This window comes from Eubacterium sp. 1001713B170207_170306_E7 (assembly GCF_015547515.1).
Lineage (GTDB): Bacteria > Bacillota > Clostridia > Eubacteriales > Eubacteriaceae > Eubacterium.
On record NZ_JADMVE010000004.1, the window covers coordinates 174571 to 198940 of the forward strand.

Genomic DNA, 24370 nt, shown 5'->3' on the forward strand with positions numbered 1-24370 from the left:
TTCCTCTTATCTGGAACTGACGATTTGATCGATCAGACCATATTCTAACGCTTCCTCAGCGGACATAAAATTGTCGCGGTCAGTATCCCTTGCGATAACGTCAATGGGCTGGCCGGTTTTATCACTGAGAATTTCATTGAGCTTTTCACGCGTTTTAATCAAACGTTTGGCATATATTTCCACATCGACACTCTGGCCCTGGGCGCCGCCCAGAGGCTGATGGATCATGATCTCACTGTTTGGCAGCGCCCTGCGCTTGCCTTTGGCACCGGCCGCCAGCAAAAAAGCGCCCATGGATGCCGCCATGCCCACACACATGGTGGAGACATCGCATTTGATAAAGTTCATGGTATCGTAAATGGCAAACCCGGAGCTGATTGAACCGCCCGGGCTGTTAATATACATCTCAATATCTTTGTCTGGATTATCCGCTTCTAAAAAGATTAACTGTGCTACGATCAGACTGGATGTTGTATCATTTATTTCCCCGTCAAGGAAAATAATCCGTTCTTTCAGCAAACGTGAATAAATGTCAAAAGAACGTTCCCCCCGTCCCGTCTGTTCAATAACCATAGGGACAAGATTCATATTCATTGTTATACCCCTATTATTTAACCTGTGCGGCGTCGACTAAGAAATCGATGGCTTTTCTGCGTTTGATATCGGTCTTCATGTAACCTTCCATCGTTTCGTTCACTGTCTTTTTAAATTCTTCAAAATCCTGCTGCATGGAAGCGGCATATCGTTTGATTTCTTCTTCCATTTCTTCTTCTGTTGGCTCCAGCTTTTCAGCTTCGGCAATTTCAGTTAAAACAAAATCTGCTTTGATATTGCGTTCAACATCTTCTTTCATGCTTTCTCTGAACTGTTCAACCGTTGAGCCCATGTAGCCCAGATAATCTTTCAGGCTCAGGCCCTGGCCGCTTAACTGACGGTCATATGTATCCAGGGTTCGGTCCAGCTCTTCTACAACCATCAGGTATGGAATGTCAATTTCTGCATTCTGAACCGCAAAGTCAATGACCTTGTTTTCCGCGTTTCTGCGCAGTTCTGTTGTTTTCTGTTCTTTTAATCTTTCAGCAACACTGACTTTCAGCTCGTCCAGGGTATCAAATTCACTGACATCTTTTGCAAATTCGTCGTCAATTTCCGGCAGCTCTTTAACCTGTACTTCTTTAACAGTTGTCTTGAATACAGCGTCCTTACCGGCAACATCTTCCTGCTGGTAGTCTTCCGGGAAACTAACCTTTACATCAATTTCTTCGCCGGCTTTTGTGCCTATCAGCTGATCCTCAAAGCCTGGGATAAAGACATTGCTGCCCAGCTCCAGTGTATAGCCTTTGCTTGCGCCGCCGTCAAACGGCACGCCGTCAATGCTTCCAACAAAATCAATGATTACTGTATCGCCTTTTTTGGCTTCAGTGTTTTCGTCAGTGATAATGCGGGCGTTCATACCCGCCATACGGGTGAGCTCTGCATCGATATCTTCGTCGGTAATAACCGCTTCAAGGGATTCAATTTCCGCGCCCTTGTATTCACCGAGCGTCGCAGCTGGTTTCAGGCCGATATTTACAATAAATACCGCGCCGTCTTCGCTGGCTTCCTTAACTTCCTGTAATTCCGGACGGGTTACAGGTTCAAGCTTCAATTCGTCCAGCGCGTCTTTGTATGCGTCCGGGAAAGCGAAATCAATGGCGTCTTCATAAAATACGCCTTTGCCATAGTGTGCTTCAATGAGTTTTCTGGGCGCTTTGCCCTTTCTGAAACCCTGAATGGTGAAATGTTTTTTATTCTTGTTGTAAGACTGTTTAATTGCTTTTTGAAAGTCTTCAGCTGATACTGTAATCTCAACTGATACTATATTTTTTTCATTACTTAATTCTTTTGCGCTCATATTATCCTCCACATAGCTCTAATTATAAACATTCTCAATTTCCTAAGTATAACATAGGAATTATGCCATATCAAGCGTAGAAACGCTTTGTTTTAAAAATTTTCGGCTTTTATAACGCATTTTTAAGGTAGACTTCAAGATTTCAGGCCTGAATTGCAAAAAATCAGGCCCAAGTTGCCGATTTTGCCTGTCATATAAAAACCCCGGGATTAATAATCCCGGGATTCGATGGTGAATTACTATTTTAATCAGGCTCTGTCAGCCGCCCAGATATGCGGTGCGTACCTCGTCGTTGGCCAGCAGCTCTTCTGACGTTCCGTGCAGTTTGATTTTACCGGTTTCCAGCACATAGCCGCGGTTGGCGATCCGCAGGGCTTTGTTGGCGTTCTGCTCGACCAGCAGAATAGTGGTTCCGGCGCTGTTGATGGTCTGGATCATACTGAAAATCTCATCGACCAGAATCGGGGCAAGCCCCATGGACGGTTCGTCCAGAAGCAGAAGCTTCGGTCTTGTCATCAGCGCCCGGCCAATGGCCAGCATCTGCTGCTCGCCGCCGCTCAGGGTGCCGGCGATCTGCTTGGAACGCTCCTTCAGACGTGGGAAATAGTTAAAGACCATTTCCATATCCTGCGCGATCTCCCGCTTGTCCTTCCGGATAAAAGCGCCCATTACGAGATTCTCGTACACAGTCATTTCTGCAAAGACCTGACGGCCTTCGGGTACATGGGCGATGCCTAGATCTGGAATCTGGTAAGGTTTTACCTTGCTGATGTCTTCTCCCTGAAAGGAGATAATCCCCTTTTCCGCCCTCAGCAGCCCCGACACGGTCTGAAGGGTGGTGGTTTTACCCGCGCCGTTGGCGCCGATCAGGGTGACAATCTCACCGTCGTTCACCTCAAAGGTAATGCCCTTGATGGCGTGGATTTTTCCATAATATACATTAAGATCTTTTACTTTTAACATCAAACCCCTCCTAGTCTCCGAGATAAGCCCGGATTACATCAGGATTGTTTTTTATCTCGTCCGGTGTTCCCTCTGCAATGGTACGGCCATAGTCGACCACCACAATCCGCTCGCAGATCCCCATGACCAGTTTCATATCGTGCTCGATCAAAAGAACGGTAATATTAAACTTATTCCGGATAAAATGGATGGTTTCCATCAGCTCTTCGGTCTCGTTGGGGTTCATCCCCGCTGCCGGCTCATCCAGCATCAGAACCTTTGGGTCCGATGCCAGAGCCCTTGCAATTTCAAGCTTACGCTGCTGGCCATAGGGCAGGTTTTTTGCCTTGGTCTGTTCGTATTCGCCCATGTCAAAAATTTCAAGAAGCTTTTTACATTCCTCATAGGCCCTTTGCTCTTCCTTCCAGAATTTTCTGGTACGGAAAAGGCCCTGGGCCAGATTGTAATTGACAAAATTGTGGTAGGCGATTTCGACATTTTCGATGGCGGTCAGGTCCTTAAACAGGCGGATGTTCTGAAAGGTACGGGCCGCGCCCATTTTAACCACTTCGTGAGGCGATTTTCCCACAATGCTCTTGCCCTCAATGCTGATGTTTCCCTCGGTCGGCACATAGACGCCGGTAAGGGTATTAAAGATCGTGGTCTTTCCTGCGCCGTTCGGGCCGATCAGCCCGACCAGCTCATTGGAACCCAGGGTGAGATTAAATTTATCGACAGCGGTCAGACCGCCAAAACGCATGGTTACATCCTTCGCTTCAAGAATTGGCATTATGCGTCACCTCCATCCACTGAATTCTTTGTTGTATTCTTTCGGTTTTTCAGGTTTTCAAAGAACCGCGTGAGCGAGAACTCGTAACGCCCCAGCATGCCCTGGGGTCTGAAAATCATCATAATGATCAGCGCCAGTGAGTAGACCAGCAGCCGGTATTCTGAGAACTGACGCAGAAGCTCCGGCAGAACGGTCAGCACAATGGCAGAAAGAATGGAGCCGGTCACACTGCCCAGTCCGCCCAGTACGACAATAACAAATATTTCAATCGAAAACATGAACTGGAACTTATTCGGATCCAGATAGCCCTGGTAGTGCGCGTAAAGGGAGCCGCCGATACCTGCAAAAAACGAGGAGATGGTAAAGGCCATGACCTTGTACTTGGTGGTCGGAATTCCGGCGGCTTCGGAGGCAATCTCATCCTCACGAATGGACATAATGGCCCGGCCGAACTTGGAGCGTCCCAGTGTAAAGATCAGCAGAATCACTACGATCATAATCCAGTAAACATAGCCGAGGGTCGCAATACGGGGAATCCCCTTCAGGCCCTGGGCGCCGCCGGTCGGCTGGAAGTTTACAAAGAAAATACGGATAATTTCGGCAAAGCCGATGGTCACAATCCCGAGGTAGTCCCCGCGGAGACGCAGGCTCGGTGTCCCGATCACAATCCCGACAATCCCTGCGGCAACCCCGCCGGCCAGCGAGGCGATGATCAGCACCAGAAGCGCGGGCAGCGAATCGTTCCCGTTTGTGATGGCAATGGACACACTAGCAGCGGTATAGGCCCCAATGGCCATAAAGCCCGCGTGGCCCAGGGCCATTTCGCCCAGGAAGCCTGCGACAATATTTAAGCTTGTCGCCATAATGATCATAATACAGGTCAGAATGACAATCCCGCCAAAATAGTTGGTAACAACCTTAAAGGTTACAAGCGAGTAAATCACTGCAAAGATTACGATCATTGAGATTGCGTTGACAATGTACGATTTTTTCAGTTCTTTGGTCATGTCTTACACCTTCTCTCTCGTATTCTTGCCGAGGATACCGGTCGGCTTAAACAGAAGCACAACGATCAGCACTAAAAAGACAATGGCGTCTGCCCAGGTCGATGAAATGTAGGCTTTGGTCATGGTTTCAATCATCCCGATGATAAAGCCGCCCAGCATGGCGCCCGGCACACTGCCGATACCGCCCAGTACCGCGGCCACAAAGGCCTTGAGTCCAGGCATGGTGCCCATAGTCGGCGCAATATTCAGATAGGCGGTACTGTATAAAATCCCGCCCAAGGCGCCTAAGGCAGAGCCGATTAAAAATGTCAGTGAAATAGTTCTATTCACATTAATTCCCATTAAAATAGCGGCATTCTGATTTTCTGAAACGGCGCGCATGGCGCGGCCCTGTTTCGTTTTCTGTATAAATAATTCCAATAAGATCATAAAAAGCACAGAAAGACCAATAGTAATTAATGTAATAGAATTAATTTCCAGACCTCCCACATGGAATACTACCTGCGGAAAAATCTTTGGCATAACCTTTGGATCTGCTCCAAAGATCATGAGTGCCAGGTTCTGTAAAAACATACTTACGCCAATGGCTGTAATGAGTGCGGATAATCTCGGCGCGTTTCTCAATGGCCGGTAAGCGATAAATTCAATGACTACACCCATCACCGCGGTTAAAATCATTGAAAATGCAATAACCGCCCAGAAGGGCCAGTTCAGTGTCGTAGCGGCAATAAACGCAAAATAGGCTCCAAACATCATGATCTCGCCGTGGGCGAAGTTGATGAGCTTAAGGATCCCGTAAACCAACGTATAACCGATGGCGATCAATGCGTATATACTGCCTGAATTCAGTCCGTTAATGAACTGCTGCAAAAATACCACAAGCCGTTACCTCCCTTTCAAATATTTTAATTCACCATATTGTATAAACAGATATAGAAGAGCCGAGGCTCTTCTATATCTGTTATTTTAATCCATTTGTAATTTCGATTTAGTTGTCACCCTGTACAGTGGTCACAAATTTCAATTCGCCATTATCAACCTGAATGATTGTAATGTCCTTACCCTTTGGATTACCTTGTTCATCAAATGTGAAATGACCGGTTACACCGTCAAAATCAATTTTCTGCAGTGCGTCAACAACTGCCTGAGAGTCTGTGCTGCCTGCATTTTTGATCGCTTCAGCCATAACGTTCATGCCATCGTAGCCTAAGGCTGCGAAGGAGTTGGCTGCTTCACTGTATTTGTCCTTGTAGGAGTTGATAAAGCTCTGTACTGCTTCCTTCGGGGAATCTGCAGCATAGTGGTTTGCAAAGTACTGGCCCTGTGCAGCGTCAGCGTAGTCGACCTGAACGCTGTCCCAGCCGTCGCCGCCGACAAATTTAGCGGTAATGCCCATTTCTTTGGCTTTCTGCATAATCGGACCAGCTACGTTGTAGTAGTCAGGAATATAGACGACTTCTGGGTTCAGCTCTTTGATTTTGGTCAGCTGAGCGCTGAAGTCTTTATCTTTATCTGCGTAGGATTCGCTGCCGACAACCTTGCCGCCCTTGGCTTCAAAGGTCGTTTTAAAAGCGTCCGCTAACCCCTGGGAATAAGCGCTGCCTGAGTTTACCAGCATCGCGGCTGTTTTAGCGCCCAAGCCGCCGTTTTCAGTGCTCACTGCAAAATTCGCACCAGCGTTGCCCTGATATTCATCAAGGTAGCATACGCGGAAGCTGTTTGGAGCGTCAGCGGTAACGTCCGCCGCAGTGGAGGTCGGGGTTAAGATTGGCATATTGTCATCCTTAGCCATTTCTTTGATTGCCATGCTTTCGCCGGTCAGTACGGAGCCGACAATGGCGACAACGCCGTCCTGGTCGCGCAGACGATTGTACGCGTTGACTGCTTCGGTGGAGTCACCCTTAGTATCGTAGGAAACGACTTCGACCTTTTTGCCGTCGATGCCGCCGTTTTCATTGATCTGTTCTGCGGCCAGCTCGATCCCGTTTTTAGCTGCCACACCATACATTGCGGTGTCGCCGGTGTATGGGCCTAAAGCACCGATCTTGATGGTATCTCCACTGCTTCCGCTTCCGGATGAGCTGCAGCCAGCAAAGGCGAAAACGGATACACACATAACGCCAACCATTAGAGCACTCATGATTTTTTTCTTCATTTTCTCTTCCTCCTGAAAAAATAATTTTAAACTTTTACTCATTTTAATATATCCCGGAGAAAATATCAAGGAATATCTGGGTTTTGTATACAATTTTTTATTTTTTCTTGTTCCGTTTTTTGTAATCGTCACAGTAAGGATTGATCGCGCAGCTCTCACACTTGGGGTTTCTGGCCGTACACAGCCGCCTTCCGTGCCAAATCAGCCAGTGGTGCGCCCGGGACCAGTAGTCCCTGGGAATATTTTTCATCAGCTCTTTTTCGACCTGGAGCACATTATTGCCTTTTGCCAGGCCAATGCGCCGTGACACCCTGAACACATGTGTATCCACCGCGATGGCCGGCACATCAAAAGCGTTGCTCATAACCACATTGGCGGTTTTCCGGCCAACGCCCGGAAGCTTCGTGAGCTCCTCCATGGTCTCGGGCACAATGCCATTGTGCTCCTCGAGAAGCATGTGGCAGGTCAGCAGAATGTTTTTAGCCTTGGTATTGGACAAGCCGCAGGATTTGATTTTTTCGCGCAGCTCTCCCTCATTTAGGGTCAGCAGCTTCTCCGGCGTATTGTACTCCTTGAACAGCTCGCTGGTCACAATATTTACCCGCACATCGGTACACTGGGCCGACAGCATGGTTGCAATCAGCAATTCAAAAGGGCTGGTAAAATCCAGCCCGCATTTTTCTGTGCCGTAGAGCCTCTCGAGCTCCTCCAGCACCTTTTTTCGATTTTCTTTATTCATGCTTCTCGTCTCCGTAAAGGATCAGTGCCATCATTTCCAGATTAACGGCTCCGGTATTTTCGACCGCGTGGGCGCTCCCGTGTCCTGTTACCAGAACGTCCCCGGGATTCAAAATCCGTTTTACACTGTTGTCTGTCACCTGGGCCTGACCGCTCAGCACATAAAATATTTCCTTTTCGTTCACATGCTCATGACTACCGATGGAGCACCCTGGCTCCACGGTAATCTGCGCATACAATCTTCCCTTGTCGCAGAGAACGTCCTGATCCACAACATGCTTGATGTGGATCGTTCCGTTTCCTCCGCGCATTTCTAACTTATCATCAATGGTATGTTCTTCATTTTTGATCAGCATTTTGTTCCCTCGATTATTCTTCCTCAGTGGAAGGCGTTGACGGTTCACTGGGTTCTTCCGGTTCTACAGGCGTTTCCGGTTCGTCTGTGTTGTTATTATTATTATTGACACTGGGCGTTGTCGGTACAGGGGTTGCCTCAACCGTTGCTTCGGGTGTCGGAACCGGGGTAGCTGCCGGTGTCGGAGTGGTTATGGGTGTTGTGTCAGTAGATTCTTCCGGTGTGGCGAACTCGGAAACCAGGTCATTATTGATGAGTGACCGGACATAGGTGCCATAGATACCTGCCGGGATATAACTCCCTGTGCCGACCGGTTCATGCTCAAGGTTGCCGACCCATACCGAGGTGGTAATGTTCCCGGTCATACCGGTGAACCATAAATCCTCTTCGTTGTCCGTCGTCCCGGTTTTACCCGCTGTCGGGTAAGCCTGGGCCGCGCGTCCGCCGGTACCGCTGGTGACAACCTGCTGCAGGATGCCCCACATGGAGCTGGCAGTATCTTCAGACATAACCTTTCTGGAGGTCAGGCCAAGCTGGCTCTTGTCAAAGACCTGCTTGCCGTTGGTCTGTTCAATCTTAACAATTTTGTACGGTTCGTTATAAACACCACCGTCGTTAAAGCAGTTAAAAGCAGCTGCCATTTCGATGGGCTTGATTCCTTCTGTGAGGCCGCCGAGGGCACTGGCCAGGTTGTAGTCGTCCGCGCCGTCGTCCCGGTCTCCGGGATTGACAAAGGTGGTGATTCCCAGTGTTTTCATCCAGTCCATGGCATTTTCAATACCAAAGGTATTAAAGACCTTAACCGCTGGAATATTCAGAGAATTGACGAGAGCCTGGGTAATGGTGACATTGCCGCTGTAGCCGCCGCCGTAGTTCTTCGGTGAATAGCCGCCAATGTTGATGGGTTCGTCCTTAATGGTCGAAGAAGGAGAGAACACACCCTTTTCAATGGCGCCGCTGTAGTAGAGCGGTTTGATATTGGAACCGGGCTGTCTCGGTGAGTCGGCCATATCAATATCGGTATTTCCTGCGTAATAGCCCAGAACCGCACCGTCCTTATCGACGGTGACAATGGAACCGGTATCCCCGCTTTCCTGGCTGAAGCCAGCATTGTCGAGGCCATTTTCCATGGCGGAAATGGCTGCGTCCTGATAGCCTGTGTTGATGGTAGTGTAGACACGGTAGCCGCCGTTCGCAATGTTTTCACGAATCTGCTTGATGGCTTCTTCCTCGTCCACGCCTTTTTGCTTCATCACGCTCGGAGCCATGGCTTCGGCGTATTCCTGAAGAGCGGCGCTGATAAAGGAGCCGTAGCCCTCCCGAATATCATCGTTGGTCTGTTCTTCGGACCAGGGCATAATGGTGATTTCCGTTGCGGTTGCCTGGTCGGCCTGTTCCTGGGTAATGTAGCCTTCTTTTACCATACGGGCGAGCACCTGGGCCTGACGGTTTTTAGCGGCCTCAAAGTTGGCGTTCGGCGCGTAAGCGGACGGCGCCTGGGGCAGGCCTGCCAGCATGGCGCATTCGGCCAGATTCAGGTCGGAGACATTTTTGCCGAAATAAGTCTGGGCGGCTGCCTGCACACCGTAGGAGGCGGAACCAAAGTAATATTCATTCAGGTACATTTCAAGGATCTGATCCTTGGTGTATTTTTCCTCCAGCTGTCTTGAAATGGAGATTTCCTTCATTTTACGGTTGACAGAGTCCATAAAGCCGGGCTCTGCAACATCAAGATCCCACAATACTCTGGCGAGCTGCTGGGTAATGGTACTGGCGCCCTGGCCTGTACTGTTGCCGCTGAACACATTGGAGACCAGTGAACGCATGATCCCGTAGTAGTCTACCCCGCTATGTGTATAAAAACGGGAGTCTTCGGTTGCGATCAGGCCGTTCTGCAGATCCTTTGGAATCTGGTCCAGCGACACGTAGGTCCTGTTCTCGGCTGCCATTTCGGCAATGACCTGATTATCTGAGGAGAAAATCTGTGTTTTTTCCTTCTGCTGGTAAGTAAAATCTGAAATATCCTGTCGGTTGGCCGCGTAGACTGAAAAGCCTGTCACGACGCCGGCAACAAGCAGAACCGCCAGTACAATCAGGACGATCTTCCACGTTGCCATTCTTTTCTTTTTCTTTTTCGGCAGCCCTTTTCTGGACGCCTTGGGAGCAATTTTCTTTGCTTCTTCTTTACTCATAATTCCACCTTCTTTTTATTCTTTCCTCAATGCTTCTTGAAGTGTTGTTAAATCTTCAGTTAATCCTGCGGAAAGTTCCAACTCACCGCTTTTGGGTAAGGTTAAGTTTAACTTTGCAGCGTGCAGGGCCTGTCGGGCCATGCCATAGCTCGGATTCCCATCATGATTGTACAGACTGTCGCCAATGATGGGGCAGCCAATATATTTTAAATGGACTCTGATCTGGTGGGTGCGTCCGGTTTCCAGCACCAGCTCCACCATGGCAGCGTCCCTGTAGCTTTCCAGTACTTTGAAATGCGTGACCGATTCCTTGCCATTTTCCATGACAATTCGCTCCAGACTGTCCTCAGACGGACGGCCAATGGGCACGCGGATACAACCCTCCTTCTCCTTTGGAACATGGTTCACAAAGGCGATATAGGTCTTTTTAACCACGTCGGTCTTCATTCGCGATTGGATATAATGATGCACATATTTATTTTTCGCGATCACGACAAGGCCGGTGGTGTCCCGGTCCAGCCGGTTGACAAAGCGGATTTTTCCGGGAGTACCTCTCTGCTCCCAGTACCAGGCCACACGGTTGGCCAGGGTATCCAGCTGGTGGCTTTTGGTGGGATGGGTCACACAGTCCGCATCCTTGTTGACCACAAGCACCTCGTCATCTTCATAGACAATATCTAAAGGTCCTCTGACGGCCTCGATGTCAAACCGTTCCTCCGGAAAGGCAATGACCACCTGGTCTCCTTTGCGCACCGGATCCGTCAGCCAGCAGTCCCTGCCGTTGAGGGTAATGCTGCCGTTCCGCTTGAGCTGCCTGAGCAGCCGGCTGGAATAGTCATAATGGTTGGTCAACATGTCCTTCAAAGAACCACTTTTTACATCTCCTACTATATAATGATATACAAATTGTCCCTCCTCGGGCATAATCATTACATCACCTCTTCCAATCATTCACAATCTCAACTATTTATTTTATTGTAAAATAAGAAAATAATCAATCTAATTTTAACACAAATTCATAAATAATGCCAAAAAACATAAAAGAACCTTAGATATAGCCGGATTCTTTAAAGCTGAAATAATCCGCTCCGCCGATCACCACATGATCGAGGACCGGAATGCCGAGCAGCTCACCGGATTCCTGCAGCCGTTTGGTCATGGCCCTGTCCTCCGCGCTTGGCTTCGGGTCGCCAGACGGGTGGTTGTGGGCCAGAATCACCGCAGCGGCATGCTGCCGGATGGCCTTGACAAAAACCTCTCTCGGATGCACCAGAGACGCGTTGATGGTCCCGATGGAAATGGTCTCGGTCTTAATGACCTTGTTCTTATTGTCCAGCAGCAGGATCATAAAATGTTCCTGCTTCAGGTAACGCAGCTCTTCTGTCAGCAGCGCGGCCGCATCCCCCGGAGAGCCGATTCTCGGCTGCTCGGGCGGAGGGGTGTTCACACGCCGTCCAAGCTCGATGGCTGCCTTAATCTGGCAGGCCTTTGCGGGGCCAATGCCCTTGAGCAGCTCATTGCGGTCGAGCTCTTCAATGCTCATGCCGAAAAAGGCCGACAGGTCGTTGTCAAAGGCCCTCAGAATACGCTGGCCCAGCTCCACCGCTGTCGCGTCCTGGCATCCTGTCTGAATGATAATGCCGATGAGCTCCGCATTACTGAGACTATGGACGCCGTGTTTTATCAGCTTTTCGCGGGGACGCTCATCTTTCGGCATCTCCCGGATTGCCATATGGTCAGTATTTTCGGCCATAGGTCACCTCCTCGCACGGTTCTCTTTATTCTAACAGATTTCAAATTGCCTTTCCTAAATAAATTCCTAACTTTATGTAATGTTTTGTAACTGAATAATAAACAAAACATTAAAAAAGCCCCAAAAGGGGCTTTTCCGCTTATTTTTCTTTCAAATCCTCCAGCTGTCCGTTAAAAAAGGAAGTAAGCTGTTTTAAAGCAATTATTAAGTTTTCCAACCCCTCCTCTGTCAGAACCTCACCGACATTTGAAACCATATTCTCATGGAATATCCGGTGGTGCATCTCGGCCCGCATGCCTTTCTCTGTTAAATAGATCCGTACCACACGGCGGTCCTTCTCGGAACGCCTGCGGGACAGGTACTCTTTTTTGACCAACACATTCACCGCTGTGGTCAGGGCGCCGACTGTGATCCCAACCTTTGCGGCTATTTCCGTCATCGTGTTTTTTTTGTCTCTCTGTAAAATACTGACTGCTTCGATGATATGTAATTCCTTGACAGAAAGATTCTCAATGCTGCTTTTTAAAAGGGTTTGTTCTTCCAACGACAGGATTCTATTGAAGGTATCGACAAAAAAGGTGTTCAAAGTATCTCTTTGTTCATCATTCATGATTGACCTCTTAAATCTTGTATCTTTTTAAATTCATTTTATGTTAAAAGTATCCAAATGTCAATAAAAATGCAAGGGCCGCAGCAAATTTCAGCTGCGGCCTTAAATATTTATGATTGTTCTGTTATTTGCGAGGTCCTGCGCGCCTGTGCCTTATTCTGGAAATAGGTAAACAAAACCGTAAGGGCCATGAACACAATCAGGATACCGATAAGCACCAGACTGTTCTGATCCACTCCCATGGTACCGGTGCCGCTGATCGCGTCCTTAAAAAGCCCGACGGAATAGGTCATGGGCATAAAGGGATACAGAATATTGAAAAACTTCGGTACTGTCTCCATCGGGAAAGTCCCTCCGCAGGAGGTCAGCTGAAGAATCAGCAGTGCTATGGCCAGGAATTTTCCCACATCCTTTAAAAAGACAACCAGGAACTGGACAATGGCGATAAAGACCATGGATACCAGGCAGCAGGCCAGGTAAAAGGCCAGCAGGTGGTTAATCTGAAGTCCCAGGCCAAACTGGAGCACCGCCGCCAGAAGCACTGCCTGCATGAGCCCGATCGCCAGGTAGGAAAAGCTCCGGATAACGCGCTTTTCCGAGCGTCTGGACAGCAGCACGAATTTTTCGTCCGCGTCCAGGTAGATACCAAAGAAAATAATGAGTGCGCCCACCCATAAGGATAAGGAGAGAAAGTAAGGCGCGAAGGCGGTTCCGTAGTTTGGCACCGGGTCGATGGCATCGGTATTCACATTGACCGGGTCGGCCGCGTAGCTGTCCAAGCCGTTCAGGGGCTTGAGCTGGTCCCGGACCTCAGTCAGGTTGTCATCCACGCCTGTCTTGGCGGTCTGCAGGCCGTCCTTAAGCTGGACGGAGCCATCCCGCAGCTTGACAACACCGGATCCGAGCTCCTGGGCGCCGCCCACAAGGGTAGTGGTTCCGCTGTTCAGCGCTGACGCGCCGGAATCCAGGGCCTGAGCTCCGGCGTTTACCTGATCAACCCCGGCACCTGCCTGGGCGGTACCGTCCGCCAGAGCTCCTGCGCCGTCACTGACCTGCCCGGCGGCCGCGTTAACCCTGCCCGCTCCTGCGTCAAGGCTTTGCGCGCCGCTGTCGGCCTGGCTGGCCCCGGCGGCCACCTTGTTGGCCCCGCTGTCCAGTGTATCGGCACCGCCGACCAGCTGTCCTGTCGCAGCGTCGAGGCCGTCCATTCCCTGCTGAAGGCTGCTGGTGCCGTCGGCCAGATTTTGAGAGCCGGCCTGGGCGGTCTGGGCTCCGGCAATGAGGGCCGGAATCCCCTGCTGCGGATCGTTAAGGGCGGTCTGTCCCTCTTTAATCTCGGCAGAAAGGGTATCGAGGCCTTCGCCCACTGCTTTGCCGCCCGCCTGTAAGGCTGCGGTCTGGTCCGGATCTGTCGCCGCTGCCTGATCGTAAAGCGCTTTAAAATATGGATTATTCAGCAAGTCCGGGTCACTTTGGGCTGCCGCCACAATACCACCGACCAGCTGGCCGGAGTTTGAGATGAGCTGGTCCACACCGTCCTGATAGCCGCTAAAGCCGGTTTGCAGCTGCCCGACGCCGCTGTCCAGAGCGGTCATGCTACTGTTCACCTTCTGGCTCAGCAGGTTCAGGCCGCCGGAAAGCTGGGTAATCCCATCGCTCAGTGAGGCTGCGCCTGCTGCCACCTGGTCTGCGCCGGATTTAGCCTTCTGTTCGCCCTGCTGGTATTCCCGGACCTTGGAGCTGAACGCACCGGTCCCGGCGGCCAGGTCACCCGCTCCCTGGTTTAACGCGCCGGTGCCGCCTGCCAGGGCAGAGGCGCCGTCGGCCAGATCAGCCGTGCCGTTTTTCAGTGCTGCTGTCCCGTTCGCCAGTGTGTCCGCGCCCTCCTGAAGGCTCTGGGCGCCCTGGGCCAAGCTGCTGGTACCGTCCGCCAGGGCAGACGCGCCCTGGGCCAGAGCGGCTGCTCCGTCGTTCAGGTCTGCCGCCCCGTTTAAAAGCGTGCCGGTGCCATCGGCCAGAGTACCGGTGCCGTCGCTCAGTGTGTCCGCGCCGTCCTTCAACTGTCCAAGACCATCCTGAAGGGTTTCCAGCTGGCCGGGCACCTCGTAAAGCTTACCGCTGAGCTGGGCCACCAGCTCCTTATCCACGCTGGCCTGGGTTGATTTTTCAACCTCCAGCACTGCCTTGCTGAGGATCTGGCTGGCCAGATAATTCCGTTTTTCGTTGGGAGAATAGTAGATTTCTGCCTCGCGTTTATTCTGGGTACCGGCAGAGGCGATGTCTGAGGAGAAATTTTCCGGTATCCGGATCAGGGCATAGTACTGGCTGCCCTCGGTTCCCTTAACGGCATCGTCCTCATCGGTCAACACGAATTTAAGGGTGCCGTCCTCTTCCAGCTTGTCACACATTTCCTTCCCGAGGTTCCGGGACTTGCCGTCAATGACTGCGCCTTTGTCCTGGTTAACCACGGCCACCGGCAGGGTATCCAGCCTGGAGTACGGATCCCAGAAGGCGTCCAGATAGAAGAAACTGTACATAAGGGGAATGATGATTACGCCCAGGATAACGATCCAGGGCATCCACTTTTTAAAAAATGATTTTTCTGACCTTTGCTGTTCCATTTGTTTTGATTGCTTCCTTTCTACCGCGATAATGGGTTCTTGGCGTTGGTTCTTTACATAATGTGAAAGTATACCAAAGGATATACCCTCTGTAACCCGACAAACACCAGCCATTGTCCTGTTTTCTGACAAAATAAAAAATCTGTCAGGTAGTCTGACAGATCCGGGTTTTTGTCTATACTCAACCAGTCCGCTGGCTGATATGCTTAAAGCAGGTATCAATCCGCCCAAAACGAAAGGAGCAGACCATGAAATCTCTGGAAATCCGATTAAAAAACGCGGTGCTGGATGTAAAGCTTGACCATATCCTGAGAGGCATCGCCAAATCACCGGAACGCTGCGCCCGCAGCCTCGTGGATCTTGGAAAAAGCATTTCCCCAAAAGAGCTGACCCGAATCGAGTCCAGGCTGCTCTACAGCGAGTTTTTAAAGCTGTGCGCCTCCTCGGATATCGAGGGGACGAAAAAGAATTTCTTCCGGCATTTTATCACGCGTTAGAGCGCGTTTAAGAAACGCTTTACCGCCAGATTTTTACTGTCCAGCACCAGATTTTCAAAACGCTCCCTCAAGAATTCCGGGCTTTCCCGCATTCCCTCCTGCGCCCAGGCAACAATGATCCCCACTGTTCCGTAGGAAAAAAACGAAGCGATAAAATCCATATCCTCAGGTTTGATTTCCCTGCCGCCGCTGAGGTTTCCGATGATCTCCTTAAACAGCTCCTTGGCCACTGAAAAAAGGTAGGCCTCAAACTCCTTCTGGCCCGAGGCTTTAAAGGCATTAATGTAGAAATAGTCCTCTTTTTTCATCTGTGTCAGCATCCTGTAAATGCGGGAGCTCCAGTTTTCAAAGGTCAGATCCTCTGTCATGACAGAAATCGCCTCGTTGTAATAAATCCAGTCCAGCAGCTCATACTTGTCCTGAAAATGGTAGTAAAAGGTCTGCCGGTTCAGCCCGCAGCTTTTGGCAATATCCGAAATGGTAATCTTATCAAAGCTTTTAACACGCATTAAGCCCTTAAAGCCATCCGCGATGGCCTGCTTTGTGATCAGTGATTCTGACATGATTTTTTCCTCCCTTATGCTGAAAAAAACCGGTGCTGCAAAGGCAAGCACCGGTTTTTTAAAAATTCTATTGAAAGGCATTTTTTACCTTGGACCAGAATTTTTTACCTTCCTGGTGATTGTCGTTGCCTGTTTCTTTGTCAAAAGCTTTCAATAATTCTTTTTGTTTCTTATTCAGTTTGCGCGGTACCTCGACCCTGACGGTAATGTACTGGTCGCCGCGTCCGCGTCCGTTGACGTTCGGCACACCTTTGCCCTTGAGCCTGAAGACCTTGCCGGTCTGGGTGCCTTCTGGCACCTTGAGCTTAACCTTGCCGTCCACAGTCGGTACGACCAGCTCAGCGCCCAGGGCGGCCTGCGCAAAGGTCACAGGGATTTCCAGATAAACGTCGTCTTCCTCACGCTTGAAGATCGGGTCTTCCTTCACGCTGATATAAACGAAAAGGTCGCCCTTTCCGCCGCCGCGCGCGCCGGTGTTGCCCTCGCCGCGAAGCGGGAGAATGGAGCCGTTGTCCACACCTGCCGGAATCTTGATATTGATGGTCCGTTCCTTTTCCTGGATACCGGAGCCATGACAGGTATGACACGGGTCGTCGATGATTTCACCCTCGCCGTGGCACTTGTCGCAGACCGTGGTCTGCTGGATGGTGCCAAAGGGGGTCTGCTGACGGATATAAATCTGTCCGGAGCCACCGCACTTGTCACAGGTATGGGCTTCACTGCCCGGTTCCGCGCCGGAGCCGTGGCAGGTCGGACATTCTTCCTGACGCTTGATTTTAATCTTCTTCTCGGTTCCAAAAACGGCTTCCTTAAATGAAAGATTGATATTAATCTTCATATCCGAGCCGCGGCTTGGACCGCGGCGTCCGCCGCCGCCTCCTCCAAAACCGCCGAAGCCGCCAAAACCGCCGCCTCCGCCGAAGGAGCTGAAAATATCGCTGAAAATATCCTCAAAGCCGCCTCCGCCGAAGCCGCCGTAAGAGCCGCCGCCTCCGCCGCCAAAGCCGCCTTCCATGCCCGCGTGACCATACTGGTCATAGGTCGCACGCTTGGTTTCGTCGCTTAAGACTTCGTAGGCTTCGTTGGCTTCCTTGAATTTTTCTTCAGCCTCTTTATCGCCCGGGTTCTTATCCGGGTGATATTTCATGGCCATCTTACGATAGGCCTTTTTTATTTCATCTGCGCTGGCGCTTTTTTCAACGCCCAGCACCTCGTAGTAATCTCTTTTTTCACTCATGCTTCTATTCACCTCGCCTCATATTGTAACCTAAAAGGCCCAGTCTGTAAAGAATCATTATTAAAGATGGCAGCCATTACAGCTGCCATCTCCTAAAGTCTATCTTATTGTCGGGCTCACAGTGAAGGGCTTACTTGTCGTCATCGCTGACTTCTTCGTATTCAGCTTCTACAACATCATCGTCGCCCTTCTGGTCAGCGGACTGTTCTTCGGCAGTCTGCTGCTGAGCGGTCTGTTCGTACATTTTCTGAGCGATCGGATATAAAGCTTCGTTTAATTCTTCGATGGCTTTATTGATAGCTTCAACGTCTTCGCCTTCACCTGCGGTTTTTAACTTATCGATGGCAGCGTTAACCTTGCTCTTTTCGTCGTCGCTGATCTTGCCTTCCATGTCCTTCAGAGACTGTTCTGCCTGGTAAGCGGTGGAGTCTGCGTTGTTCTTGGCTTCGATCAGGTCTTTTGCCTTTTTATCTTCGGCTGCGTGCTGTTCAGCTTCTTTTACAGCCTTGTCAATGTCGTCTTCACTCATGTTGGTGGTGGATTTGATCACAACATTCTGAGATTTACCGGTGCCTAAATCCTTGGCGGATACGTTAACGATACCGTTGGCGTCAATGTCAAAGGTTACTTCGATCTGTGGAATACCACGTCTTGCAGCCGGGATACCGGTTAACTGGAAACGTCCCAGTGTCTTGTTGCCAGAGGCCATTTCACGTTCACCCTGTAATACATGGATGTCTACAGCGGTCTGGTTGTCGGCAGCGGTAGAGAATACCTGGCTCTTCTTGGTCGGGATGGTGGTGTTGCGTTCGATCAGTTTTGTGAACACGCCGCCAAGGGTTTCGATGCCTAAGGAAAGCGGAGTAACGTCGAGTAACAGAACATCGTTGACTTCGCCGGCCAGTACACCACCCTGGATGGCTGCTCCGATGGCAACACATTCGTCAGGGTTAATTCCCTTGTAGGCTTCTTCTCCAGTTAAGTTCTTAACCGCATCCTGGACTGCCGGGATTCTTGTGGAACCACCAACCAGGATAACCTTGTTCAGTTCGTTTTTGCCCAGGCCTGCGTCGCCCATTGCTTTGGAGACAGGTCCTTCGGTTTCTCTTACAAGACCAGAGGTTAATTCGTCGAATTTCGCTCTTGTCAGGGAGAGTTCAAGATGCTGCGGGCCTTCTGCGGTCGCAGTGATGAACGGCAGGTTAATGTCTGATTTCATAACGCTGGAAAGTTCGATTTTAGCTTTTTCAGCTGCTTCTTTCAAACGCTGTAACGCCATTTTATCAGATTTCAGGTCGATGCCGTGGGATTTTTTGAATTCATCTGCCATCCAGTCGATGATCTTGTCATCAAAGTCGTCGCCGCCCAGGTTGTTGTTCCCGTTGGTCGCCTTAACTTCAAAAACGCCGTCGCCTAATTCCAGGATGGATACGTCGAAGGTACCGCCGCCAAGGTCATAAACCATGATTTTCTGGTTGTCTGCCTTGTCCAGGCCATAGGCCAGTGAAGCTGCGGTTGGTTCGTTGATGATACGCAGTACGTCTAAACCGGCAATCTTACCGGCGTCCTTGGTTGCCTGTCTCTGAGCGTCGCTGAAATAAGCCGGTACCGTGATAACTGCCTTGGTTACAGTTTCGCCAAGGTAGGCTTCTGCGTCTGATTTTAATTTCTGCAGGATCATCGCAGAGATTTCCTGTGGTGTGTAGCTCTTATCGTCAATGTTTACCTTATAGTCGGTGCCCATGTGTCTCTTGATGGAAGCGACTGTGCGGTCCGGATTGGTAACAGCCTGGCGTTTAGCCACCTGGCCGACCAGTCTTTCACCGTCTTTTGTAAACGCGACGACGGACGGGGTTGTACGGTTCCCTTCTGCATTTGGGATAACAACCGGTTCGCCACCTTCTAAAACAGCTACACAAGAGTTTGTAGTACCTAAGTCAATACCAATAATTTTTTCTTTACCCATAATATATGTCCTCCTAATGATTCGAAAGTTTGTTTTCTAGATTTAAATGCCGGCCGGATGACCGGACTTTGCGTCGATTCCAAAACGCCGACGCCGGACGTTTTTTTACTTCTGGTTAACCTTAACCATCGCTGGTCTTATGACCTTATCCTTAAAAGTATAGCCCTTCTGGAAAACCTCCAGAACAATCTGGTCCTCTTTTTCAGGATCCTCGCCAACGGCTACGCCGTGGTGGAAGTTCGGATCAAAGGCTGTGCCCACGCAGTCAATTTCCTGCAGGCCCTCCTCGTTCAGAACACTGATCAGCTGCTTGAAAACCATCTGGACGCCCTCGCGGTATTTGTCCGTGCTTTCGTCGTCGGCCGCTGCCTCGGCGCGGTCCAGGTTGTCAAGCACCGGCAAAAGCTTTGTGACAAAGCCTTCGAGTGCAAACTGGTAAATGTCGGTCTTTTCCTTCTGGGTTCTTTTTTTATAATTCTCAAAATCCGCCTGAAGGCGCATGAGCCGTTCCATGGCCGCTTCCTCTGCCTTGGCCGCCTCGTTTACCGATTTTTCAACCTCTTCTTCTGCGGTTTGTTCCTCCGCTGCCTGTTCCTCCGTAGCTTCTTCCTCAATGGTTTCGTCTACGTTTTGTTCCATCTTTTCTTCCTTAGCCATTTAACCACCTATTTCATTAATAATTTTGTTAAGTTTGTGTTCAGTTCATTTCTTATATAATCAAGAACCGAGGAGACATTGTCATAATTCATTCTCGTCGGCCCTATGACCCCAAAAGCGCCTACGGTCTTTCCTTCCAGCTCGTAGGTTGTCGTAATAATACTGAATTCCTTCAGATTCTCATTATCATTTTCATCCCCGATACTGATATTGATCACCTGACTGGTGTCGTCACTGGAGAGTATGCCCGCCAGCAGCGGTTTCTCCTCGATCACATTAACCAGGTGACGGATTTTTTCCACATCACTGAATTCAGGATAATTAAAGAGATTGGTCAGACCCATGGAATGAATGTCTGAGGCCTCCTCCATCAAAGTATCCCTTAATACCGGAAGAATTTCCCGGAGTAAATTGCTTTCATCCGGAGACAATTCCTGAATCTGGTCCACCAGCTCCATATTAATTTCCTGAAAGGAAATATTTTTAAGGAAACTGTTTAAGACATTGCTCAGCTTCAGGGCTAAAGCCGTGTCAATTTCCTGCGAAAGGGTCATTTCAATATTTTTTGCCATGCCTTCGTAGGTGACCACAATGAGTAAAACCCGTTCCTTTATTAAAGGAACAATCTGTACATGCTTGCAGTTAAAGCAGGAAACCCGCGGCGACAGCACGACAGAGGTATAATTGGTCAGCTGGGAGAGCACCTTTGCCGTATGGTTCATGGTGTTATCCAGCTCCCTTGTTATTTTTAGATACCCATTATGGATGTCATTTCTCACAACCTTAGCTAATTTTTGGATTTGCATGATCTCATCGACATAATAGCGATAAGCCAGCTGAGTCGGAATTCTTCCTGATGAGGTGTGCGGCTGCATTAAAAAGCCCAGGTCTTCGAGATCAGCCATTTCGTTCCGGATGGTCGCAGGGCTGATGCCAAGGTTATAACGCTTTGACAAGGTCCGGGACCCTACCGGTTCGGCGGTATTGATGTAATCCTTAATGATTACCTCCAATATCTTCTTCTTTCTCTCTTTCAAGTCCATTTTGTTCACCTCTTTATTAGCACTCGTTACTTGTGAGTGCTAATATCTTGACTATAATATACCACCAGGCCTGTACTTTGTCAATAGATTTCTATAAGATAAATGTCAAGTTTTTAAGATTTAAACATTATTTAAGCAAGGAAACCTTGGCGGTCCTCCGCTGCACTCAACGCACTTACACAAAGGCCATAAACACCTGGTTTGCCAGGTCCTGTCCCCTTCGGGTAAGGCGGATCACCGGGCCCTCACGCGTGAGGAGCCCCGCCTCGACAAGGCCTCCGATTTCCTCAAAATCCTCAAAAAAGCTGCTGCCAAACAGCTTTTGATAATCCGCGTCGTCCACGCCATACATGCGCCGCAGGCCCAGAAACATAAAATCGCCTTTTTTCTCCTGTAGGTCCAGGGTGTGGGCCTCGAGCACCGGGGGCTTGCCCTGCTCGGCCAAGGCGCAGTAGTCCTGCATATCCATCACGTTGGTGCGGCGCTCTCCCCGATAATAGGAAGCCGCGCCCAGCCCAAAGCCCACATAGGGCTTCATCACCCAGTACCGGCTGTTATGACGGCTTTCCCAGCCCTTTCGCGCGAAATTCGATATTTCGTACTGCTCAAAGCCCCTGGCGGCCAGGCCGTCGATGATGGCGTGCTGCATCTGCCGCTCCAGCGCCTCGTCCGGCAGCGCCAGCCTTCCCTGGCGGTACAGGGCGTCAAAGGCAGTCCCCTCCTCGATTTTCAGGCTGTAGCAGGAAATATGCCTGATGGGCGCAAGGGCCGTCAGGCACGCGATATCCGCTTGTACATCCGCCAGCGTCTGGCCTGGCAGGCCAAACATCAGATCGGCCGAGATATTCTCAAAGCCCGCGCGGTCCAGCAGCGCAAGGGATTCCTCAAAATCGGCGTAGGTATGGATACGCCCCAGGGCCTTAAGCCCCTGGTCGCTCGTGGTCTGAAGCCCCATGCTCACGCGGTTGATGCCCATATCACGGTAAGCCCGGCATTTTTCACTCGTTAACGTTCCGGGGTTAACCTCAATGGTAGCCTCCACCGCCTCCCCGGACAGGACAAAGCACTGCCCGACAGCCTCCATGACCTGCCCGATATACCGGGGCGCCACACTGGAGGGCGTGCCTCCGCCAAAATAAACCGTGTCCGCAGACAGCCTGCCCTGCCGGGCCCCAAAGGCCCTTATCTCTAGGCAGACCGCATCGAAATACCGGGCCACCGCCTCCGGACCGCAGCCGGCCCAGGAGGCAAAATCACAGTACTGGCATTTCTGCACGCAGAAGGGAACGTGCACATAAATTCCGACATTTTCCATTAAAACGCTCCTTTTTATAAAATATGGCGAAAAAACAAATTGTCACCGGGACAAATTTAAGTCTTTATGTTACAATATATTCTATATAATAAAGTATAAAGAGTCAAAGGAGTGAACATATGAAAAAATTTGTAGGCATTGGGGCGCTCATTGCCGCGGCTGCCGCAGTCCCATATCTGATTCATAAAAAACGCCAGAAAAAGCTTCAGGCCGAAGATGCCACCCAGCACGAGAGCCTCCCGCTCCCACAGAAAAAGCCCTGGGAAACCGACTTTAAAGACGAAGACCACCTGATCTTCTGCGACGAGTCCAACCTGGGCAAGCGGCTGATCCAGCTGGAAAATTCCATCAATATCCGCGATATCGGCGGCTATACCGGCCTGGACGGACGCAAGACCAAATGGCGCAAGGTGATCCGCAGCGAAGAGCTGGGCCACCTTTCCGATAAGGATGTAGAGTACTTTGAAGAGCTTGGCCTCAAGCATGTCTATGACTTCAGGGACGCCCCCAAGGCCAAGGCCCTGCCGGACAAGCTGCCCTCCACCGCGGACTACAAAAACATTCCAGTCCTCAAAAATATCCCCTTCAGCCACAACGAGATCGACTTCCGGGCGCCGGACGGCATTGACCAGTTCATGCGCAAAATCTACCGCTACCAGGTCGAAAACGCCGCCCCGCTGTACGCCGAGATCCTTAAGGTCATGACTGACCCGGATCAGTACCCCATCCTGTACCACTGCACCAACGGCAAGGACCGCACCGGCTTTATGACCGCGCTGATCCTGCTGATCTGCGGCGTACCGGAGCAGACCATTATCTCAGATTATTCCCTGACTAACCTGACCTTCGACGAAGCCTTCGAAGTCCTCGGCACCATTATGGCCGATGAGATGGACGAAGCCAAAGGCGTCTCCAAGGATCAGCTCAAGGATTTCTTTGGCGTCAAGCCCGAATGGCTGAAAATCCAGTTGAATTACATCAAGGAAAACTACGAAAATGTCGACGACTACCTGCTCGACAAAACCGATCTGACCAAAGAAGACCTGGACAAAATCCGCGAAAACATGCTGGAAGCGCCAAACGCGTAAAAAGACAAAGAGGACGGCCCTGTGCCGTCCCTTTTATATTGGAGAAATATTATGCAGACCCACCGCCTGTTTGAAATCATCTACCTGCTCTTAGACCAAGGGCAGATGACCGCCAGCCAGCTGGCCGCCCACTTTGAGGTCTCCGTCCGCACCATTTACCGGGACATCGACCGCCTGAGCCTGAGCGGAGTGCCCATCTATACCAACGTGGGCAAAAACGGCGGCATCGCCCTGATGGACGGCTACACCCTGGACAAATCCATCCTCAGCGACGCCGAGCAGAGCGAAATCCTCACGGCCCTCCAGACCCTCCAGGCTGTCGAATACCCAGACCCAGACGGCCTGATCACCAAGCTGGGAACCTTTTTCAAAAAAAACCAGCAGAACTGGATCGAGGTAGACTTTACGGGCTGGGGCGGCTCCATACAGGACCGGGAGCGCTCAGAGGAGCTCAAAAACGCCATCCTCACCCGGCACACCATCCGTTTTTCCTACTGGGGCGCCGACGGAACCAAAAGCGAGCGCACCGCAGACCCCATCAAGCTGCTGTTTAAGGGGCACAACTGGTACCTTCAGGCCTACTGCCATACACGGCAGGATTACCGCGTGTTTAAGCTGTTCCGGATCCGGGACCTGCAGGTGCTGGAGGCCGCCTTTGACCCCTACCCCACAGTTCCCTTTACCGAAAACGCCCAAATCGTCATGACCCCGCTTCACTTTACCATCCTCAAAAACCGGGCCTACCGCGTCTATGACGAGTTCGCAGAGGCCCAGGTTCTCCCGCTGCCCGGGGGCGATTTTGACATCCATACCTGCCTGCCCGTGGACAACTGGCTGGTGGGCTACCTCCTTTCCTTTGGCGGCGACCTGATCCTTCATTCCCCCGAGACGCTGCGCGCCTCACTGCGGGCCGAGCTTGAAAAAGCCCTGGCCCACTACACCTGACA

General features: G+C 50.6%; 23 protein-coding genes. 3 read left to right on the top strand and 20 right to left on the bottom strand.

All coding sequences use genetic code 11. The features are described from left to right. Positions 1 to 6 precede the first annotated feature (6 nt). The 14 genes from clpP to I2B62_RS11460 all read right to left on the bottom strand — a co-directional run bounded on the left by clpP (position 7) and on the right by I2B62_RS11460 (position 15057). Positions 7 to 588: an ATP-dependent Clp endopeptidase proteolytic subunit ClpP gene (gene clpP / locus I2B62_RS11395; RefSeq protein ID WP_195269463.1), complete on the bottom strand. Its 582-nt coding sequence runs from the start codon at positions 586 to 588 to the stop codon at positions 7 to 9. A gap of 19 nt (positions 589 to 607) precedes the next feature. Next, entirely contained in the window at positions 608 to 1894 is a 1287-nt protein-coding gene (gene tig, locus I2B62_RS11400; RefSeq protein WP_195269204.1) for a trigger factor, read from the bottom strand. A 258-nt stretch (positions 1895 to 2152) separates the two neighbouring features. Next, positions 2153 to 2857: an ABC transporter ATP-binding protein gene (locus I2B62_RS11405; protein ID WP_195269205.1), complete on the bottom strand. Its 705-nt coding sequence runs from the start codon at positions 2855 to 2857 to the stop codon at positions 2153 to 2155. 10 nt (positions 2858 to 2867) lie between these two features. After that, positions 2868 to 3626 (bottom strand): ABC transporter ATP-binding protein, encoded by a 759-nt coding sequence (locus I2B62_RS11410; protein ID WP_195269206.1) that lies wholly within the window; start codon positions 3624 to 3626, stop codon positions 2868 to 2870. After that, on the bottom strand, positions 3626 to 4633 hold the full coding sequence (locus I2B62_RS11415) for a branched-chain amino acid ABC transporter permease (protein ID WP_195269207.1): 1008 nt from the start codon (positions 4631 to 4633) through the stop codon (positions 3626 to 3628). The genes I2B62_RS11410 and I2B62_RS11415 overlap by 1 nt, the downstream gene beginning before the upstream one ends. Positions 4634 to 4636: 3 nt before the next feature. Beyond that, positions 4637 to 5512, bottom strand: a complete 876-nt coding sequence (locus I2B62_RS11420) for a branched-chain amino acid ABC transporter permease (protein ID WP_038352836.1) — start codon at positions 5510 to 5512, stop codon at positions 4637 to 4639. A 109-nt stretch (positions 5513 to 5621) separates the two neighbouring features. Further along, positions 5622 to 6788 (bottom strand): ABC transporter substrate-binding protein, encoded by a 1167-nt coding sequence (locus I2B62_RS11425; RefSeq protein WP_195269208.1) that lies wholly within the window; start codon positions 6786 to 6788, stop codon positions 5622 to 5624. A gap of 97 nt (positions 6789 to 6885) precedes the next feature. After that, complete coding sequence (nth, locus tag I2B62_RS11430; RefSeq protein ID WP_195269209.1) at positions 6886 to 7527, bottom strand: endonuclease III; 642 nt, start codon at positions 7525 to 7527, stop codon at positions 6886 to 6888. Then, a complete protein-coding gene (locus tag I2B62_RS11435) occupies positions 7520 to 7882 on the bottom strand; it encodes a cupin domain-containing protein (RefSeq protein WP_195269210.1) in 363 nt (120 codons plus the stop codon). The genes nth and I2B62_RS11435 overlap by 8 nt, the downstream gene beginning before the upstream one ends. A 13-nt stretch (positions 7883 to 7895) precedes the next feature. Next, positions 7896 to 10073, bottom strand: a complete 2178-nt coding sequence (locus I2B62_RS11440) for a transglycosylase domain-containing protein (RefSeq protein WP_195269211.1) — start codon at positions 10071 to 10073, stop codon at positions 7896 to 7898. A gap of 15 nt (positions 10074 to 10088) precedes the next feature. Next, complete coding sequence (locus I2B62_RS11445; RefSeq protein WP_195269212.1) at positions 10089 to 11003, bottom strand: RluA family pseudouridine synthase; 915 nt, start codon at positions 11001 to 11003, stop codon at positions 10089 to 10091. A 118-nt stretch (positions 11004 to 11121) separates the two neighbouring features. Next, a complete protein-coding gene (gene radC, locus I2B62_RS11450; protein ID WP_195269213.1) occupies positions 11122 to 11826 on the bottom strand; it encodes a DNA repair protein RadC in 705 nt (234 codons plus the stop codon). Positions 11827 to 11965: 139 nt separating this feature from the next. Next, positions 11966 to 12436, bottom strand: coding sequence for a MarR family transcriptional regulator (locus I2B62_RS11455; RefSeq protein ID WP_195269214.1), 471 nt, complete (start codon positions 12434 to 12436; stop codon positions 11966 to 11968). 110 nt (positions 12437 to 12546) lie between these two features. Beyond that, positions 12547 to 15057 (bottom strand): YhgE/Pip domain-containing protein, encoded by a 2511-nt coding sequence (locus tag I2B62_RS11460; RefSeq protein ID WP_195269215.1) that lies wholly within the window; start codon positions 15055 to 15057, stop codon positions 12547 to 12549. Between the two features lie 248 nt (positions 15058 to 15305). On the opposite strand from I2B62_RS11460, the gene I2B62_RS11465 reads away from it, so the two are divergent. Beyond that, positions 15306 to 15554: a hypothetical protein gene (locus tag I2B62_RS11465; protein WP_195269216.1), complete on the top strand. Its 249-nt coding sequence runs from the start codon at positions 15306 to 15308 to the stop codon at positions 15552 to 15554. On the opposite strand, the gene dhaS is transcribed toward I2B62_RS11465, so the two are convergent. From dhaS to hemW, 6 genes are all read right to left on the bottom strand, one after another. Further along, entirely contained in the window at positions 15551 to 16117 is a 567-nt protein-coding gene (dhaS, locus tag I2B62_RS11470; RefSeq protein WP_195269217.1) for a dihydroxyacetone kinase transcriptional activator DhaS, read from the bottom strand. The genes I2B62_RS11465 and dhaS overlap by 4 nt on opposite strands. A gap of 67 nt (positions 16118 to 16184) precedes the next feature. Then, on the bottom strand, positions 16185 to 17354 hold the full coding sequence (gene dnaJ / locus I2B62_RS11475; RefSeq protein WP_195269218.1) for a molecular chaperone DnaJ: 1170 nt from the start codon (positions 17352 to 17354) through the stop codon (positions 16185 to 16187). 130 nt (positions 17355 to 17484) lie between these two features. Then, the gene (gene dnaK, locus I2B62_RS11480) at positions 17485 to 19320 is read right to left on the bottom strand and encodes a molecular chaperone DnaK (protein ID WP_195269219.1); all 1836 of its coding nucleotides are present in this window, start codon (positions 19318 to 19320) and stop codon (positions 17485 to 17487) included. A 105-nt stretch (positions 19321 to 19425) separates the two neighbouring features. After that, positions 19426 to 19977, bottom strand: a complete 552-nt coding sequence (grpE, locus tag I2B62_RS11485; protein ID WP_195269220.1) for a nucleotide exchange factor GrpE — start codon at positions 19975 to 19977, stop codon at positions 19426 to 19428. A gap of 8 nt (positions 19978 to 19985) precedes the next feature. Continuing rightward, a complete protein-coding gene (gene hrcA, locus I2B62_RS11490; protein WP_195269221.1) occupies positions 19986 to 21020 on the bottom strand; it encodes a heat-inducible transcriptional repressor HrcA in 1035 nt (344 codons plus the stop codon). A gap of 175 nt (positions 21021 to 21195) precedes the next feature. Beyond that, complete coding sequence (gene hemW / locus I2B62_RS11495; RefSeq protein ID WP_195269222.1) at positions 21196 to 22335, bottom strand: radical SAM family heme chaperone HemW; 1140 nt, start codon at positions 22333 to 22335, stop codon at positions 21196 to 21198. Between the two features lie 119 nt (positions 22336 to 22454). On the opposite strand from hemW, the gene I2B62_RS11500 reads away from it, so the two are divergent. Together I2B62_RS11500 and I2B62_RS11505 are read left to right on the top strand one after the other, a co-directional pair. Further along, positions 22455 to 23423 carry a tyrosine-protein phosphatase gene (locus I2B62_RS11500; protein WP_195269223.1) on the top strand — a complete coding sequence of 323 codons (969 nt, stop codon included), beginning with the start codon at positions 22455 to 22457 and terminating at the stop codon, positions 23421 to 23423. A gap of 51 nt (positions 23424 to 23474) precedes the next feature. Next, positions 23475 to 24368, top strand: coding sequence for a YafY family protein (locus I2B62_RS11505; RefSeq protein ID WP_195269224.1), 894 nt, complete (start codon positions 23475 to 23477; stop codon positions 24366 to 24368). Positions 24369 to 24370: the final 2 nt, after the last annotated feature.

Coding starts and splice junctions, on each gene's coding strand:
- I2B62_RS11415 (WP_195269207.1), bottom strand. CDS start 4,633: ATGACCAAAGAACTGAAAAAATCGTACATTGTCAACGCAATCTCAATG.
- hrcA (WP_195269221.1), bottom strand. CDS start 21,020: ATGGACTTGAAAGAGAGAAAGAAGAAGATATTGGAGGTAATCATTAAG.
- I2B62_RS11460 (WP_195269215.1), bottom strand. CDS start 15,057: ATGGAACAGCAAAGGTCAGAAAAATCATTTTTTAAAAAGTGGATGCCC.
- I2B62_RS11505 (WP_195269224.1), top strand. CDS start 23,475: ATGCAGACCCACCGCCTGTTTGAAATCATCTACCTGCTCTTAGACCAA.
- I2B62_RS11410 (WP_195269206.1), bottom strand. CDS start 3,626: ATGCCAATTCTTGAAGCGAAGGATGTAACCATGCGTTTTGGCGGTCTG.
- I2B62_RS11425 (WP_195269208.1), bottom strand. CDS start 6,788: ATGAAGAAAAAAATCATGAGTGCTCTAATGGTTGGCGTTATGTGTGTA.
- I2B62_RS11500 (WP_195269223.1), top strand. CDS start 22,455: ATGAAAAAATTTGTAGGCATTGGGGCGCTCATTGCCGCGGCTGCCGCA.
- dnaJ (WP_195269218.1), bottom strand. CDS start 17,354: ATGAGTGAAAAAAGAGATTACTACGAGGTGCTGGGCGTTGAAAAAAGC.
- I2B62_RS11435 (WP_195269210.1), bottom strand. CDS start 7,882: ATGCTGATCAAAAATGAAGAACATACCATTGATGATAAGTTAGAAATG.
- I2B62_RS11465 (WP_195269216.1), top strand. CDS start 15,306: ATGAAATCTCTGGAAATCCGATTAAAAAACGCGGTGCTGGATGTAAAG.
- I2B62_RS11445 (WP_195269212.1), bottom strand. CDS start 11,003: ATGATTATGCCCGAGGAGGGACAATTTGTATATCATTATATAGTAGGA.
- dhaS (WP_195269217.1), bottom strand. CDS start 16,117: ATGTCAGAATCACTGATCACAAAGCAGGCCATCGCGGATGGCTTTAAG.
- tig (WP_195269204.1), bottom strand. CDS start 1,894: ATGAGCGCAAAAGAATTAAGTAATGAAAAAAATATAGTATCAGTTGAG.
- I2B62_RS11405 (WP_195269205.1), bottom strand. CDS start 2,857: ATGTTAAAAGTAAAAGATCTTAATGTATATTATGGAAAAATCCACGCC.
- nth (WP_195269209.1), bottom strand. CDS start 7,527: ATGAATAAAGAAAATCGAAAAAAGGTGCTGGAGGAGCTCGAGAGGCTC.
- dnaK (WP_195269219.1), bottom strand. CDS start 19,320: ATGGGTAAAGAAAAAATTATTGGTATTGACTTAGGTACTACAAACTCT.
- I2B62_RS11455 (WP_195269214.1), bottom strand. CDS start 12,436: ATGAATGATGAACAAAGAGATACTTTGAACACCTTTTTTGTCGATACC.
- I2B62_RS11440 (WP_195269211.1), bottom strand. CDS start 10,073: ATGAGTAAAGAAGAAGCAAAGAAAATTGCTCCCAAGGCGTCCAGAAAA.
- radC (WP_195269213.1), bottom strand. CDS start 11,826: ATGGCCGAAAATACTGACCATATGGCAATCCGGGAGATGCCGAAAGAT.
- grpE (WP_195269220.1), bottom strand. CDS start 19,977: ATGGCTAAGGAAGAAAAGATGGAACAAAACGTAGACGAAACCATTGAG.
- hemW (WP_195269222.1), bottom strand. CDS start 22,335: ATGGAAAATGTCGGAATTTATGTGCACGTTCCCTTCTGCGTGCAGAAA.
- clpP (WP_195269463.1), bottom strand. CDS start 588: ATGAATCTTGTCCCTATGGTTATTGAACAGACGGGACGGGGGGAACGT.